This is a genomic window from Aminobacter sp. J41 (assembly GCF_000526635.1).
In the GTDB taxonomy this organism is placed as follows: domain Bacteria; phylum Pseudomonadota; class Alphaproteobacteria; order Rhizobiales; family Rhizobiaceae; genus Aerobium.
Genome location: NZ_JAGL01000036.1, coordinates 1 through 15,078 on the forward strand (window position 1 = coordinate 1; position 15,078 = coordinate 15,078).

General features: G+C 65.3%; 15 protein-coding genes. 8 read left to right on the forward strand and 7 right to left on the reverse strand.

Going from position 1 to position 15,078, the window contains the following annotated elements; all coding sequences use genetic code 11:
- The 5 genes from L630_RS21720 to L630_RS0117520 all read right to left on the reverse strand — a co-directional run.
- The coding region (locus L630_RS21720) for an aldehyde dehydrogenase family protein (protein ID WP_034330761.1) at positions 1 to 458 on the reverse strand (458 nt) is incomplete at its 3' end.
- Between the two features lie 38 nt (positions 459 to 496).
- Positions 497 to 1,288 (reverse strand): HpcH/HpaI aldolase/citrate lyase family protein, encoded by a 792-nt coding sequence (locus L630_RS0117505; protein WP_034330764.1) that lies wholly within the window; start codon positions 1,286 to 1,288, stop codon positions 497 to 499.
- Positions 1,275 to 2,075: a 2-oxo-hept-4-ene-1,7-dioate hydratase gene (gene hpaH, locus L630_RS0117510; RefSeq protein ID WP_024849517.1), complete on the reverse strand. Its 801-nt coding sequence runs from the start codon at positions 2,073 to 2,075 to the stop codon at positions 1,275 to 1,277. The genes L630_RS0117505 and hpaH overlap by 14 nt, the downstream gene beginning before the upstream one ends.
- 13 nt (positions 2,076 to 2,088) lie before the next feature.
- The gene (locus L630_RS0117515) at positions 2,089 to 3,723 is read right to left on the reverse strand and encodes a bifunctional 3-(3-hydroxy-phenyl)propionate/3-hydroxycinnamic acid hydroxylase (protein WP_024849518.1); all 1,635 of its coding nucleotides are present in this window, start codon (positions 3,721 to 3,723) and stop codon (positions 2,089 to 2,091) included.
- Between the two features lie 170 nt (positions 3,724 to 3,893).
- Positions 3,894 to 4,868 (reverse strand): tripartite tricarboxylate transporter substrate-binding protein, encoded by a 975-nt coding sequence (locus L630_RS0117520; RefSeq protein ID WP_024849519.1) that lies wholly within the window; start codon positions 4,866 to 4,868, stop codon positions 3,894 to 3,896.
- A 163-nt stretch (positions 4,869 to 5,031) separates the two neighbouring features.
- Here L630_RS0117520 and L630_RS0117525 point away from each other — a divergent pair, with 163 nt between their 5' ends.
- Entirely contained in the window at positions 5,032 to 5,820 is a 789-nt protein-coding gene (locus L630_RS0117525; protein ID WP_084466185.1) for an IclR family transcriptional regulator, read from the forward strand.
- 46 nt (positions 5,821 to 5,866) lie between these two features.
- On the opposite strand, the gene L630_RS0117530 is transcribed toward L630_RS0117525, so the two are convergent.
- Together L630_RS0117530 and L630_RS0117535 are read right to left on the reverse strand one after the other, a co-directional pair.
- The gene (locus L630_RS0117530; RefSeq protein ID WP_024849521.1) at positions 5,867 to 6,688 is read right to left on the reverse strand and encodes a TIM barrel protein; all 822 of its coding nucleotides are present in this window, start codon (positions 6,686 to 6,688) and stop codon (positions 5,867 to 5,869) included.
- A gap of 4 nt (positions 6,689 to 6,692) precedes the next feature.
- Positions 6,693 to 8,390, reverse strand: coding sequence for an FAD-binding protein (locus tag L630_RS0117535; RefSeq protein ID WP_024849522.1), 1,698 nt, complete (start codon positions 8,388 to 8,390; stop codon positions 6,693 to 6,695).
- Between the two features lie 635 nt (positions 8,391 to 9,025).
- On the opposite strand from L630_RS0117535, the gene L630_RS0117545 reads away from it, so the two are divergent.
- The 7 genes from L630_RS0117545 to L630_RS0117575 all read left to right on the forward strand — a co-directional run bounded on the left by L630_RS0117545 (position 9,026) and on the right by L630_RS0117575 (position 15,067).
- Positions 9,026 to 9,724 carry an alpha/beta hydrolase gene (locus tag L630_RS0117545; RefSeq protein ID WP_024849524.1) on the forward strand — a complete coding sequence of 233 codons (699 nt, stop codon included), beginning with the start codon at positions 9,026 to 9,028 and terminating at the stop codon, positions 9,722 to 9,724.
- Position 9,725: 1 nt separating this feature from the next.
- On the forward strand, positions 9,726 to 10,076 hold the full coding sequence (locus tag L630_RS0117550) for an extradiol ring-cleavage dioxygenase (protein ID WP_024849525.1): 351 nt from the start codon (positions 9,726 to 9,728) through the stop codon (positions 10,074 to 10,076).
- On the forward strand, positions 10,069 to 10,911 hold the full coding sequence (locus L630_RS0117555) for a class III extradiol dioxygenase family protein (RefSeq protein WP_024849526.1): 843 nt from the start codon (positions 10,069 to 10,071) through the stop codon (positions 10,909 to 10,911). The genes L630_RS0117550 and L630_RS0117555 overlap by 8 nt, the downstream gene beginning before the upstream one ends.
- Before the next feature lie 4 nt (positions 10,912 to 10,915).
- On the forward strand, positions 10,916 to 11,248 hold the full coding sequence (locus L630_RS0117560) for a YciI family protein (protein ID WP_024849527.1): 333 nt from the start codon (positions 10,916 to 10,918) through the stop codon (positions 11,246 to 11,248).
- Between the two features lie 1,012 nt (positions 11,249 to 12,260).
- Positions 12,261 to 13,250, forward strand: a complete 990-nt coding sequence (locus tag L630_RS0117565; RefSeq protein ID WP_024849528.1) for a TRAP transporter substrate-binding protein — start codon at positions 12,261 to 12,263, stop codon at positions 13,248 to 13,250.
- Entirely contained in the window at positions 13,243 to 13,773 is a 531-nt protein-coding gene (locus L630_RS0117570; RefSeq protein ID WP_024849529.1) for a TRAP transporter small permease, read from the forward strand. The genes L630_RS0117565 and L630_RS0117570 overlap by 8 nt, the downstream gene beginning before the upstream one ends.
- Positions 13,766 to 15,067, forward strand: coding sequence for a TRAP transporter large permease (locus L630_RS0117575; protein ID WP_024849530.1), 1,302 nt, complete (start codon positions 13,766 to 13,768; stop codon positions 15,065 to 15,067). Before L630_RS0117570 ends, L630_RS0117575 begins: the two co-directional genes overlap by 8 nt.
- Positions 15,068 to 15,078 lie beyond the last annotated feature (11 nt).

Sequence of the window (15,078 nt, forward strand, 5' to 3'; positions counted from 1 at the left end):
GCAGCGGTGACGCCCACCGGCTGGCGGATGACGGTGATGCGCTTGTCGGCCTGCGGGGCGGGAATGGTGTCGCCGTAGACGCGCTTGGCTTCCTCGGCGAACCACTCGACGAAGGAGGCGGCGTACATGATCTCGCCGCGGGCTTCCGCCACCGGCTTGCCCTGCTCGCTGGTGAGGATCACCGCAAGGTCATCGGCGTGCTCGACCATCAGGTCGAACCACTTGCGCAGGATCGCCGAACGCTCCTTGGCCGGGCGCTTTGCCCACGGGCGGAAGGCGGCGGCGGCTTGCGAAATCGCTTCCTCGACCTCTTCGGCCGAGAGCGACGGCACGCGGGCGATCAGCTCGCCGGTCGCCGGATTGGTCACGTCCACCGTCTTGCCCGAGCGGGCCTCGACCCACTCGCCATTGACGAGGCACTTGTCGCTGAGAAGGCCGGGATCTTTCAAAGGCAGCATGTCTGTCTCGCTACAAAAGAAAAAGAAGGCAGCCGCGTTCAGCGGCTGCGGTACTGCTCGGCAAGCTGGGTGACGGCGCGCATGAAGACGCCGACGTCGGAGCCGACAGCGATGAACTGCGCCCCGTCCTCGCGCGCCTCGGCAACGTGCTCGGGCGTGCCCAGGAGGATGCCCGGCGCCTTGCCGGCGGCGCGGATCTTTCGCGTCGTCTCGCGGATCACCTTGCGCACTTTCGGGTGCGTCGGCTGGCCGCGATAGCCCATGTCGGCGGAAAGGTCCGCCGGGCCGATGAAAAGGCCGTCGATGCGCTCGATCTTCAAAATCTCGTCGAGGTTCTCGACCGACTTCACGCTCTCGACCTGCAGAAGAATGCAGATCTCGTCATTGGCGCTGGCAAGATACTGCGAGCGGCGGCCGAAATCGGAGGCGCGAGCAAGGGCGGCACCCACGCCGCGCTTGCCTTCCGGCGCGTAGAGGCAGGCGCGCACGGCCTGCTCGGCCTGGTCGGCGGTGTCGATCATCGGCACCAGCACCGTCTGGAAGCCGATGTCGAGCACCTGCTTCAGCATCCAGTCTTCGCCGGCAACGACGCGCACGACAGGATGCGCCGTGCCGCCCTGGGCAGCACGCAGCTGGTCGCGCAGCATCGCCATGTCGTTCGGCGCGTGCTCGCCGTCGAACAGCAGCCAGTCAAAACCTGCCCTGGCGCTGATTTCGGCGGTCTCGGCCGAGGTGAGCCCCTGCCAGAAGCCGGTCAGCACCTCGCCGCGCTTCAGCGCCGCGCGAAACTCGTTCACCGGTGCGCGGGTCGCGTTCTCAGAGGAAGTCACAGCGCACCTCACCGAACGGGCCGTAGTCGGCAACGAAGCGGCTGCCATGCGGCGCCTCGACCGGGCGGATGAACGAGCCGGACAAGACGATGTCGCCGGCCGACAGCTTGCCGCCATAGTTGGCGATGCGCGCCGCCAGCCAGATGATGCCGGTGACCGGATCGTCGAGCACACCGGCGCCAAGGCCGGTTTCCTCGACGATGCCGTCGCGCTTGAGGATGCAGCCCATCCAGCGCAGGTCCGTCTTCGACGCATCGAACCGGCCTTCGCCAAGCACGATGCCGCCATTGGCGGCGTTGTCGGAGATGGTGTCGGTGACCTTGCGGATCGCGCCGGTCGCCGGGTCCTTGCGGATGATGCGGGTGTCGAGGAGTTCGAGCGCCGGCGCGACATAGTCGGTTGCGGCGAGCACGTCCTCGCGGGTGAGGTTCGCGCCCTCGAGGTCGCCCTTCAGGATGAAGGCGATCTCGGCCTCGACGCGCGGCTGGATGAAGCGGTCCGCCGGGATCGACGCGCCGTTGGCAAACAGCATGTCGTCGTAGAGCACGCCCGAATCCGGGGTCGTGATCTGCAGCGCCTCCTGCATGGCGCGGGAGGTCAGCCCGATCTTCCAGCCGATGCGGCGGAAGCCGGCTGCGTCACGCGCAGCCAGCATCGCGTCCTGGACGGCATAGGCATCGTCGAGGTCCATCTGCGGGAAACGCTGGGAGAGCAGTCCGATCTGCTTGCCGGACTTCTCGGCCTCGAACAGGGCGAGGCCGCATTCCCGGTGGTCCTGGGGTGTCATGCCGGTCATCAGATTACTCCGCAGCCATACGGTATTCGACGTGGCGCTGCTCGCCGAGCTGCGCGCGAAGGCGCGCAACCGCACCCGGCAGCTCGTGGCGGTCGCAGACCGCGAAGACGTAGCGATCCGGGCGCAGGATGTAGAACTTCTGCTTCGGGGCCTTCAGCAGCATGTCGCGGAAGACGCCGTCGAGGTCATCCAGCACCAGCGTGTCCGGATGCGCGCTCCAGCCGACCTTGCCGCGGCGCGAGCGATTGATCTGCACGATCGTGCCGATCGACTGCAGGTAGGCGCGGTCCGGGGCCGACAGTTGCGCCGCCGGGTCCTCGTTGATGCCGATGACGGCGAAGCCCTTGCCGATCGCATCGTCGAGCAGCATCGGCCTGTCCTCGACATCGGCCACCTTCGGCTGCACCATCATGCGGCCGACCAGCAACTTGCCGCCCGAATTGGAGTGGTCGACGATGCCCTTCTCGTAAAACGGCATCGGCTTGAACTTCATCTGCAGCACGTAGTCGCGCAGGGCCGGCAGGCGATGGACGCACCAGAAGAACGCCTTGCGGAAGTACTCGGTGAAGTAGCTGTAGGGCGCGTAGAACTTTCCGATGCCGGTGGCGAACTTCACCATCTGCTCGGCGTGGTGCTGGCGCTCCTGCTCGTAGCTGTCGAGGATCTTGGCGTCAGCCTTGCCCTGGACGACCATGGCGAGCTTCCACGACAGGTTCATCACGTCGCGCAGGCCGGAGTTGAGGCCCTGGCCGAAGAACGGCGGCTGCAGGTGGGCGGCGTCGCCCGCGATGAAGATGCGGCCCTTGCGGAAGGATTCGGCAATGCGCGAGTGGTGCGTGTAGATGCGCGCGCGGATGATGTCCGGCTTCTCGTCCGGCCCGAGGCGCTTGCGCAGCAGGCGCGCGATCTCTTCCGGGTTCGACATCTTCTCGTCGGTGTCCTCGGGACGCAGACGGAACTCGAAGCGGCGGTGACCGTAGGGCAGATCGATGACGATGTAGGGATTCTTAGGATCGCAGTAGATCGCCGAATAGGGCTCGAAGCGGTCGTCGTTCCTGAGGTCGACGACGAGCCAGCGCCACGGGTGGGTGTCGCCGAGCAGTTTGATGTTGAGGCCCTTGCGCACGGTCGACTTGCCGCCGTCGCAGCCGACGACGTAGGGCGCGCGCATGACCCTGGTGCCTTCGGCGGTCTTGACGTTGAGGGTCACGCCCTCGTCGTCCTGGCTGAAGGTCTCGACCTCATGGCCGGTCAGCACCTTGACGTGCGAGAAGCGCGCGAGGCCCGAGCGGATCACCTTCTCCGACAGCGGCTGGATGAACAGGTTGCGGCGCGGCCAGCCGAACGGCTTTGCCTTCGGCCCCACCTCGGCGAACATCTTGCCGTTGGAGTGGTGGTAGCGCAGCAGCGTGTTCTGGATCATGTCCTTGAGCAGCGGCTCGGCGAGACCCGTGGTCTGGAAGGCGCGCAGCGCCTCGTCGTCCATGCCGACCGCGCGCGGATAGTCGATGATGTCCGGCTCGCGCTCAAGAATCAGCGTCCGCACCCCGTAGGTGCCGAGCAGGTTGCCGAGGGTGGAACCGGCAGGGCCGCCACCGACGATGATGACGTCCGCGTCGAATTGAGGTTGCTGGGCCATGATGTCTCTCCCGATAGCGCGAGCTTGGCTCGAAATTCGATGTCCGTCTTATGATAAACGTAATCTCGAAATGCAATAATGAATATCGCAACTCACATACAAAACGGCCGCCCACATGGGGCGGCCGCTGCGTCATCCGGGTAGGATGTTAATAAGTTCGCTGGCGCGTCTTACTTGGAGACGATGCCGGCCTTCTCGGCCAGCGGGCCCCACAGCGAGACCGCGTCGTCGACGCGCTGCTGCAGCGCCGCGCCGTCGCCGCCGACCTTGGTGTAGCCGTTGGTGTCGAGATACTTGACGACGCGCTCGGAAGTCAGAGCCTCGTTCACGCCGGCATTGATCTCGTTGACGATCTCGTCCGGGGTCTGGCTCTGGACGAACACGCCCCACCAGGCGATAGCGCGCAGGCCGTCGACGCCGGCCTCGGCGAAGGTCGGGGCTTCCGGCATCAGCGGCGACTTGTAGTCGACCGCGAGCACGTTCATCGTGCCCTTGGCGACTTCACCGGCCGCGGCGCCGACGCCGAACACGCCGAGCTGGACTTCGCCAGCGGCCATCGCCTGGATGACCGGGCTCACGCCCTTGAAGTGCACGATCTTGATGTCGATGCCGGCGACCGACTTGAGCAGCTCGCCCGCAAGGTGCGGAGAGGAAGCCGGGCCGAAGGTGCCGAGCGCGAGGCTCTCGTTCTTGGCGCGCTCGACGAGCTCGGACATCGTCTTGATGCCGGTGTTGGAGCCGGCCAGGAACGCCAGCGGCCACTCGCCGACGGTGACGACCGGGCGCAGGTCTTCCTTCAGATTGTACGGCAGGCTCGGCATGGTGACCTCGTTGAGGGCAATGCCGATGTCGTTGAACAGGATCTGCGTGCCGTCCGGCTTGGAGCGGGCAACGGCCTGCGTTGCGATCACGCCGCCGGCGCCCGGCTTGTTCTCGACCACGACGGCCGAACCCCAGCGGGTCTGCAGCTCCTCGGCGACGAGGCGCGCGATCGCATCGGTGGTGCCGCCGGCCGCGAACGGCACGACGATGGTGACCGGGCCGCTCGGATACTTGTCCTGCGCAGCGGCCGAACCGGCAAGGGCGGTCAGTGCGAGGGCGGCACCCATGAGTGCGCGGCGGGTGAAAGAAAGGCTCTGAATCAAGACGACTCCTCCAAGTTGTCTCCTCATTTTGTGATTAACATGTTCTCACAAAAAGAGAGAGGTCGAGGGCAATTACGCGAGCCGGACCCCAAAGGCAAGAGATCTTGCCGTTTGTGACCGAAAGTTGATATGGAAATTGTCGCAATTTGGTGCGGGGGAAGGAATGCCAGGGAAGAACAAGGCCATGGAAAAGGCTGTCAGCGCCAATTCGACGGCGGATCGCGCCATCGAGATTCTGCTCGCCTTCGACGCGGCGCATCCGGTGTGGACGCCGACGGAGCTGGCGAAGCATCTCAACATGCCGCGCTCGACGATCTACCGCTATTTCAACAGCCTCAAGCATTACGGCCTCATCATCGAGGACCGCGACGGCGGCTTCCAGCTGTCGGCGAAGGTCGTCGAGCTGGCGCGCGTCGCCAAGAGCACCACGACGGTGATGCGCATTGCGCGGCCCTGGCTGGAACGCTTGTCGGAAAAGTTCGGCGAATTCACGTCGCTGCGCGAGCTGATCGGGCCGGAGCTGGTCCCCGTGGACCGCATCGACTGCCGCCATCACGTGCGCATTCCTTACCTGCGCAACACCACGCTGCCTTGGCCGGCGACCGCCGGCGCCAAGGTGATGCTCGCCTTCGCTTCGCCGAAGGAGCTGGAGGAGATGTTCAAGCTGTTCACGCCTGTCGCCTACACGCCGAACACGATCACCGAAAAAAGCCTGCTCGAGAAGGAACTGGAGCGCGTGCGCCGGCAGGGCTATGCGGTGTCGAACGAGGAGCGCGACGAGGGCGTGAGCGGCGTCGCCGCGCCGATCTTCTCGGGCGGAAGGCTCGCCTACTGCATCGCGCTAGGCGGCCCCGCCTTCCGCTTCGTCGGCAACAATCTCGCGCAGATGACCGACGAGATCACAGAGGCCTGCGAGGCAATCACCGCTGACCTGACAAAGTACGAGTTGTAGGTAAGGAGGGGGCCGGCGGCGCCCCTGCCCGTTCTTATCCTCGACCTCAGGCCCGGCCGGCGGCTTCGATGACGCGCTTGGTGGCCTCAAGTCCCATCCGCGCGCGTTCAACCGGGCTGACGGTCTGCGCCAGCTCGCGCTTCGGCACCTCGACGCTGAGCGGTGTGCCGTCAGGAATGGCGCGGACGATCCCGGCAAGGTCGATCGCGCCTTCGCCCGGGAACAGCCGCGCATTGCGCGCGACGTAAATCAGCCCCTCGTCGGACGGATCATAATCGGCAAGCCCGTCGCACATCTGCACATAGTGGATGTGCGACGCCGGGATCGTCGCAATATCCTCGAGCCGCGACTTCGAGCGGTCGAAGTGGAGGCCGTCGATCAGGACGCCGCCATTCTCCTGGCCCGCCGCCAGCACGATGTCGCGCGCATCCGGCAGCGCCTTGACGCCCGTCCACGGCATGAATTCGAGGTCGCAGGTGAGGTTGTAGCCCTTCGCCAGCTCGCAGAGCTTGGCAAAGGTGTCGGTGAGGCGCGCCTTGTCGCTGTCATCGCCGGCGACCAGCACGTTCCTCGCGCCAAGCGCCGCGCCACGCTCGAAGAACGGCGCAAACGTGTTCACGTCCGTACCTTCCTTCAGCCGCGCGATTTCGATGTCGGAGACGTAGATGCCGGTGCCGGAAAGCAGCGCCTTCGCTTCGGCCAGCAGCGCGTCGTCGGTCAGCAGCGGATAGGGCTCCTCACCTTGCGCCGCGGCCGGCAGCAACCTGAGGCCAACGCAATCGTAGCCGGTCTCGGCCGCGATGCGGATCGCCTCGAGCGGGCCGACATCGAAGACGGTGAGGAAGGAAAGGCTGATCGGATGGGGCATGATTTCAGTCCTGAAGCTTGTTGGCCAGATGCTGCGCGATTCGCCAGCCAAAGACGATGGCCGGGCCGATCGTCGTGCCGGGGCCGGGATAGGTGCCGCGGAACAGCGACGTCATGTCGTTGCCACAGGCATAGAGGCCCTCGATCGGGGAGCCTGCCTCGGAAAGCACCTGGCCGTTGGCGTTGCAGGTAAGACCCGCACTGCAGGCAAGGTCCAGCGGCTGCACCTTGAGCGCATAGAACGGCGCCGCTTCGATTGGCTTCATGCACGGATTGGGCTTCACCTCGGCATCGCCGTTGAAGCGGTTCATCACGCTGGTGCCGCGGCCATATTCGAGGTCCTCGCCCGTAACGGCATAGCCGTTGTGGCGCTCGACGGTGTCCTGCAGGTTCGCCGCGTCGACGCCGATCTTCTGCGCGAGTTCCGCGAGCGTCGCGCCCTTCGTCACATAACCCTTCTTCAGGAAGTAGCCGAGTTTCTTCGCGCCCGGGAAGACCAGGCCGAGGCCATATTTGCGGATGAACGCGTCGTCGACGACGAGCCAGGCCTCCTTGAGCCCTGCCCGGATCATGCCCATGCAGAAGTCGTGATAGCTGTCGGACTCGTTGACGAAGCGGCGCCCGTCAGGGCCGACGGCGATCAGGCCCGGCTTGGCGCGGTCGAGGATGATGTGCGGCCACACCGCATCGGTGCCGTCCTCGCGCTTCATGATCGAGCACGGCATCCACAGCGCAGGGCTGTCATGGCCATCATCGAGCCTTGCGCCGGCGGATTTGACCGCGATCGAAATGCCGTCGCCGGTATTGGGCTCCGGCGCCTGCGAGCGCATGGCGACTTCCTTCGGAAACAGCTTTTGGCGCAGCTCGCGGTTCCAGGCGACGCCGCCGGTGGCCAGCACCACGCCGCGGCGGGCGCGGATGGTGCGCGTTCCTTCAGGCGTCGACACCTGCGCGCCCACGACCTTGCCGTCCTCGATGATGAGTTCCTTGAGCGGGGCGTTGAACAGAACCGGCACGTTGCGCTGGCGCAGGCTGTAGTACAGCCGCGCCACCAGCGCGTTGCCCATCAAAAGCCGCGTGCCGCGCGGATATTTCAGGCGATCGGCGAAATAGCGCAGGACGACGGAGAGCGTGACCTTGAGGTTCTGCAGGCTGGAGAACGGGTTGAGCAGCGAGGCGACCTCGCCGCGTCCGACCATCATGCCGCCAAGGCCCATGAAGACACGGTGCGGCGGGCGCACGCGCCGGAACTCGTCTCCGAGCAGACGGCCGTCGAACATGTCGGGCACCAGCGCGCGGCCGCCATAGGCTGCGCCCGGGTGGCCGCCGAGATAGTCGGGATGCGCCTGCGCGGCGGTGAACTTCACCTCGCTCTCGCGTTCGAGCATGTCGACCGCGGCGCGGCCGGATGCCAGGAAAGCCGCGCGCAGTTCGTCGCCGCCGCGATTGCCGACCACCGACTTCAGGAAGGCGTCGGCATCCTCGACACGGTCCGGCACGCCGGCGCGCTCGCTCTGGCTGGTGCCGGGGATCCAGGTGGTGCCGCCGGAGGTTGCGGTCGTGCCGCCGACCATGTCGGACTTCTCGCACAACAGCACGTCGAGGCCGTTGATCGCGCCCGTCAGCGCCGCGGTCATACCTCCCGCTCCGGCACCGAATACGAGCAGGTCCACCTCTTCTACCGCGCGGCTCTGGCTGGTCATGAATGTCTCCGGAATGCAAATGGTCGCTCATCCTTTTCACAAAACGGAATGACATTCAACATTGGGATCTATTTCTGCAGGGCCGGCGAGTGGAGGAAATAACTCGCGGTGCGTGCACCTGCAGGTCTCATCCTGGCCCGCCGGCGGAGGGTCGCTGTTCCGGAATGGATCTTCGGGTCAAGCCCGAAGATGACGAAGACGGGGACGGGTTCGCACAACGGGCAGGCCGGGTCGCACATCCTCGTTGGCAAACAGCCGGGCCGTGCACCGTCGTCGGAAGGTCGGTGCGGCCTAATCGTTGAGAGCTACATCTCAACCTTCGTCATCCTCGGGCTTGACCCGAGGATCCATGCCGGAACGCTGGTGATACGCACGGCGAGGTGCAACGGACACGGGTCCGCCACATCGCAAACCCTCCCCCTCAAGTCAGCACCATCGCGCCGCCCGACACTCTCCCTCTGAACCGCCCCGGCGCCGGACGCATCCTCTATCGCGCCTGCCGGCAGCATCCGGCCGCCGTGAATACAGAAAGCGCCGTTCCTGTGCACACGCAGGAAAAATTCACGCACCTTTTCCTGTTGGATTGACGTTCCTGTATACAGCCTGTATCTCCAACTCAGTTGGAGGAAGTTTCGTTGACCACGCTCGTTCTCATTCCCGGCCTCGTCTCCGATGCCATTGTCTGGCAGGCGGTGGCGGAGGCCGCGCCGCTGCCGGCGCATCACGCAGATGTCACCCGCGACGATTCCATCACCGCGATGGCCGAAAGAGTGCTGTCGGAGACGGACGGCGAGCTGATCGTCGTTGGCCATTCGATGGGCGGGCGCGTTGCGCTGGAAATGGCGCGGATAGCCCCGGGCCGCGTGCGCGGGCTGGTACTGGCGAACACCGGCCATGGCCCCAAGCGCGAGGCGGAACTGCCCAAGCGCTACGAGATGATCGCGCTCGGCCACCAGGATATGGGCGAGCTTGCCGATGTTTGGCTGCCGCCAATGATGCATCCGGAGCGCAGCGGCAATGATCCGCAGCTGGTGGCGCGGCTGAAGGAAATGGTGTTGCGCGCGGGCCCCGAGGTTCACGAGCGCCAGATCCGCGCCCTGATCGGCCGCCCGAACGCCACCGCTTACCTTCCCGAAATCCGCTGCCCGATCCTCTTGCTCACCGGCCGCCAGGACGGCTGGAGCCCGGTCGCGCAGCACCAGGAAATCGCCGACGCGGTTCCCGACGCGGAACTCGCGATCATCGAGGATGCCGGCCATTTCGCGCCGGTGGAACAGCCAGAGGCGGTCACCTCCCGGATCGTCGAATGGCTCCAACGCAGGTTTGGATACTGAAATGGCTAACCAGAGCATTCCGGATACTCCCCTGTTCGACCGCAACGGCTCGATCAGGGGCTACAGGATCAACAAGATGGCCATGTCGCTTGGCCAGGCGGCCAATCGCGAGGCCTTCAAGGCCGACGAGGAAGCCTATCTCGACCGCTTCGGGCTGACCGAAGAGGAAAAGAAAGCCGTCATGTCGCGCGACTGGCACGAAATGGTCCGTCTCGGCGGCAATCTGTTCTTCATCCTGAAGATCTCGGCCATCGACCCGACGCCAATCACCCGGATCGGCGCGGCGCAGGCCGGCATGAGCCACGAAGATTTCCTCTACCATCGCCTCGGAAAGCGCGCAGCACATGGCTAAGATCATTGGCGGGCTGGGCACCAGCCACGTTCCCTCCATCGGCGTGGCCCTCGACAAGGGCCTGTGCGACACCCCCGACTGGAAGCCCTTCTTCGACGGCTACGAGGCCGGCAAGGAGTGGGTCAGGGAAGCAAAGCCGGACATCGCCGTCGTCGTCTTCAACGACCATGGCAACACCTTCTTCCTCGACCGCGTGCCGACCTTCGCGGTTGGCGTCGCCGACAGCTACAACCCGGCCGATGAGGGCTGGGGCCCGCGCGCGATCCCGCCCTTCGAGGGCGCGACCGAATTCGCCTGGCACTTCGTCGACAAGCTGGTTGAGCGCCATTTCGACCCGCTGGTCTGCCGCGAAATCGAAGTCGACCATGGCATGCAGGTGCCGATGGAGCTGTTCTTCGGCCGCCCGGAAAAGTGGCCGGTGAAGGTGGTGCCGATCTGGGTCAACACGATCCAGTACCCGATCCCGACGCCGCAGCGCTGCTGGGACATGGGCAAGGTGCTGCGCGAGGCAATCGAGTCATGGCCGACCGACGAGCGCGTCGTCATCCTCGGCACGGGCGGCCTGTCGCACCAGCTGCAGGGCGCGCGCGCCGGCTTCATCAACCAGGACGCCGACCGCGCCTGGCTCGACGGCATTGCCGCCAATCCAGAGCACTACCGCAACATGACCCGCGAGGACTATGTCGAGCAGTTCGGCTCGGAAGGCGCGGAGCTCATCATGTGGCTCGTCATGCGCGCGGCGATGAACGAGAAGGTCGACCTCGTGCACAAGCACTATTACGCGCCCGCCTCGATGACCGGCGCGGGCATGGTCGTCCTCGAAAACGCGGCGTAAGACGATGTTCGTGCTGATGCGATGCCTGCACAAGGCAGGACAGGACGCCGCCCGCGACGAGCATCGCCCGGCGCACCGCGCCTGGGTCGCCTCCGGCGGCAAAGGGCTCGTCTCGGTGCTGGTCGGCTCGGCGATCCTCACCGAGAGCGGCGAGACGGCCGGCAATTTCGGCATCCTCGAGGCGCGTTCGCTCGAGGATGCCCGCAAGTTCGCCGAGGGCGACGCCTTCAACCTTGCCGGCATCGTCGAGACGATCGAGCTCACCCCGCTCCCCGACACCTTCCAGGCGCACCGGATCACCGATCCGATGTCGCCGCGGCTGGAGATGGCGGGCTAAGCGCGGCGCCGGGATCCTCCCCTGCGGAGCGGGGGAGGTGCCGCTGAAAGCGGCGGAGGGGGCTGATGCGCTCACCGCCTCAGAAAAGGCTTCTGGCCTCAAATACGGAGGTGAGCGGAACACGCCCCCTCCACCAAGCTTCGCATGGTCCCCCTCCCCCATAAATGGGGGAGTGTCCGGGCGCTGCAGAGGCGGCGGCGACGCGCTTGCATCCACAGGTTCCGGCATGGATCCTCGGGTCAAGCCCGAGGATCCATGCCGGAACGGCAAAGCATCGCGGCGGTGCAGAGAGAGGCAGATAGAGAATGATCACGCCCCGTCCCGCCGGACATATCGAGGACAGGATCCGGTTCCCCTCCCGCCCCGCTTTCCCTGGACGGCCCGGGGCGGGATCACAAGAAGGGTGCCCGAGGCGAAGCCCCCCGGTCCCTGCCATCGAACAGGTGATCCTCCCGGAACAAAATTGTTCCAGCCCGGTTTGTACGGCAGGCACGCTCCTCCATTCTCCCTGAACGTGCCTTGCGGCGGTTTTCCACCTCCCCCCGCCGATTACTTCCTTAGCAACTTGGCCAGGCCCCGCGCCTGGCCTTTTTCGTTCAGGCCTTTCCCCCGGTTCCTCGCTGTCGCGGGGTGATTCCGCGCGCGGGCTTAGCATCATCATCATCATCCGCGCTTCCCAAGGGTCAGCAACGGCCAGATCTGACGCAGCGGCAGGACAGAGCCGCGCGGCCCGCCCCATAAGAAATGCGTATGTTACATTTTGAAATGCTGGTTGGACCCACCCAAAAGCAGCCGCTTGCTCTTGCCAGCACTTCTGGTCCGGGTTCTTCTTTCGCCGATCGGGATAAGCTGTTTACGCGTTCCGAGGGAGGGGCCCGAGTGATGGTCACCTGGGCAAGGGTAAGGCGCCGCGCGCGAGAGGTGGAATCATCCCGGGCTAGGAAAGGGAGACTCCAGCTTCCTGCTCGCTCCGGCAGCGTCTTGCCCTGCATGTACGCAAGGAGGAGCACGCATGTTTCCGAAAATGATTACCGCAGCGATGATGGCGGCAAGCTTGCTGGCTGCGCCGGCTGCACTGGCGAAAGAACTCAAGCTCGCTGACTTCCAGCCGCCGACCCACTTCGCGCTCGAGCGCGTCTACAAGCCGATGGGCGACGCGATTTCCGCCGCCACCAACGGTGAAGTGACAATCAAGGCCTATATGGGCGGCGAACTCGGGCCTGGCCCGGCCGAGCAGTACAACCGCGCCGTCGACGGCGTCGCCGACATCGTTTTCGCGCTGCCGGGCTACACTGCCTCGACGTTCCCGATGACGCTGCTCAGCGAGCTGCCGGGCGTGATCGATCCGATCAACGACATCGAGCGCATCATCGAGACGCAGGAGATGCTCGATCCCGAGTACCGCCGCGTCAAGCTGCTCGCGCTGTGGAACAACCAGCCGGGCGTGCTGTTCACCGCCAGCAAGCCGATCCGCAAGCTCGAGGACCTCAAGGGCCTGAAGATCCGCGTGCCGTCGCGCAATGCCGGCCTCGTGCTCGAGGCCTGGGGCGGCTCGCCGGTGTCGATGCCGGCGACCGAGATCTACAACGCCATGCAGACGGGCGTCATCGACGGCGCGATGATCGACATGTCGGCCCTGACCGCGTTCCGCCTGGCGGAAGTGACCAAATACGTCACCGTCGGCATGGACACCGCGACCTCGCAGTTCTTCCTGGTGATGAACCGCGACAGCTTCAACGAGCTGACTGAAGACCAGCAGAAGGCGGTTCTCGAGGCCGGCAAGGATGCGGCCCGCAACGGCCACGCCGCCTGGGTCGAGGTCTCGGACAAGGCACAGGAAGAGTTCGTCGGCATGGAAGGCAAGGAACTTATCAGCCTCTCCGACGAGGAGGTCGCCAAGTTCAATGCCGCGTCCGAGCCGGTGATCGAGAAGGTCATCGCCGAGGTCGAGGCAACGGGAGTGCCGGCGCGCGCCTATGTCGAAGCGCTGAAGAATGACTGATCTTCCTCCGGCAACGGAAAGGAAGCAGGGTCTTGCCCACTCGACCCCGGTCGAGTGGGCGGTACGCTCCCTGACCTCCCTTTCGGCGGTCGCGCTGGCGATCGTCCTGGTGATGACCTTCGTCGGCGTCATCACACGCTATGTCTTTAACGCGCCGATCCTCGGCAGCAACGAGGTGATCCAGCTCGTCTCCATTCCTCTGGTGATGCTGGCGCTCGCCGCCACCGCGCAGCGCGACGAGCATGTGCGAGTCGACGTCTTCGACGAGCATATCGGCAGATGGGGCCGCTTCCTCGGCGACATCTTCTCGCGCGCCGTCGGCGTGTACCTGATGTACCTGCTGACCTGGCGCTCCTGGGTCAAGCTCGGCGAGGCGCTCGAATACAATGACCTGTCCAACATGCTGCGGCTGCCGTTCTGGCCCTTCTACGGGCTGATGGCGCTGGGCTCGGCGGCCTACGCCGTCATCCTGGCCCTGCAGATCATCGACCTTTTCAGAACAGGAGCCCGCGGCCGTGACTGATTTCTCGATCGGGCTTCTCGGCATCGGCGCGATGTTCGTGCTGCTCATCCTGCGCATGCCCGTCGGCATGGCGATGCTCGCCGTCGGCTTCTTCGGCACATGGATGCTGAACGGCTTCCGCTCGGCCAACGCGCTGATGGTCACCGAAGCCTTCTCGCACGTTTCCAACTACAACCTCACCGTCATTCCGCTGTTCATCCTGATGGGCAACATCGCCTCGGTCGCCGGCTTCAGCCGCGGCCTCTACGAGGCGGCCTTCGCCTGGGTCGGGCGGGCGCCCGGCGGTCTCGCTTCCGCGTCGGTGCTCGGCTGCGCCGCCTTCTCGGCCGTCAGCGGCTCGTCGGTGGCAACGGCCGTGACGATCGGCAAGGTCGCGCTGCCGGAGATGGAGCGCTTCAACTATTCGCGCGGCCTTGCGACAGGCGCGGTCGCCGCCGGCGGCACGCTCGGCTTCCTGATCCCGCCCTCGACCGGCTTCGTGATCTACGCGATCCTGACCGAGCAGAGCATCGGCCAGCTGTTCATGTCGGGCATCCTGCCGGGCCTGCTGCTCACCGCGCTGTTCATCGCGACGGTGACGATCATCTCGCTGCGCAATCCGGAGGCGGGTCCGCGCGGCGCCTACATCCCGTTCAGCGAGAAGATGGCCGCGGGCCTTCGCGCCGCGCCGCTGCTTGGCGTCATCATCATCTCAATCGGCGGCATCTATCTTGGCGTCTTCACGCCGGTTGAGGCAGCCGGCATCGGCGCCGGCCTCGTCCTCATCATGGCGCTGTTCACCGGCAAGCTGAACTGGTCGACCGGCTCCAAGGCGGTCGGCGATACGGTCCGCACCACGGCGATGCTGTTCCTCATCATCATCGGCGCGGCGGTGCTCAACCCGTTCCTGTCGATGACGCAGCTGCCCGCGCGCCTTGGCGAGGCCATGACGACGATGGGCCTCGGGCCCTACGGCGTCCTGTTCCTGATCGTCGTCGCCTACCTGATCCTCGGCATGTTCATGGACGGTCTGGCGATGCTCGTCGTCACAGTGCCGATCTTCTACCCGATCATGATGCAGATGGGCTTCGACCCGATCTGGTTCGGCGTGGTTGCGGTCATCATGATCGAGATGGGCATGATCACGCCGCCGGTCGGCATGAACGTGTTCGTGGTCAAGGGCATCGCCAGGGATGTGCCGATGTCGACGATCTTCAAGGGCGTGCTGCCGTTCTGGTTCGCGATGGCGGTGTGCCTGTTCCTGATCGTCATCTTCCCGCAGATCGCCCTCGTCATCCCGCAAGCGATGTTCTGAAGGCGACGAGT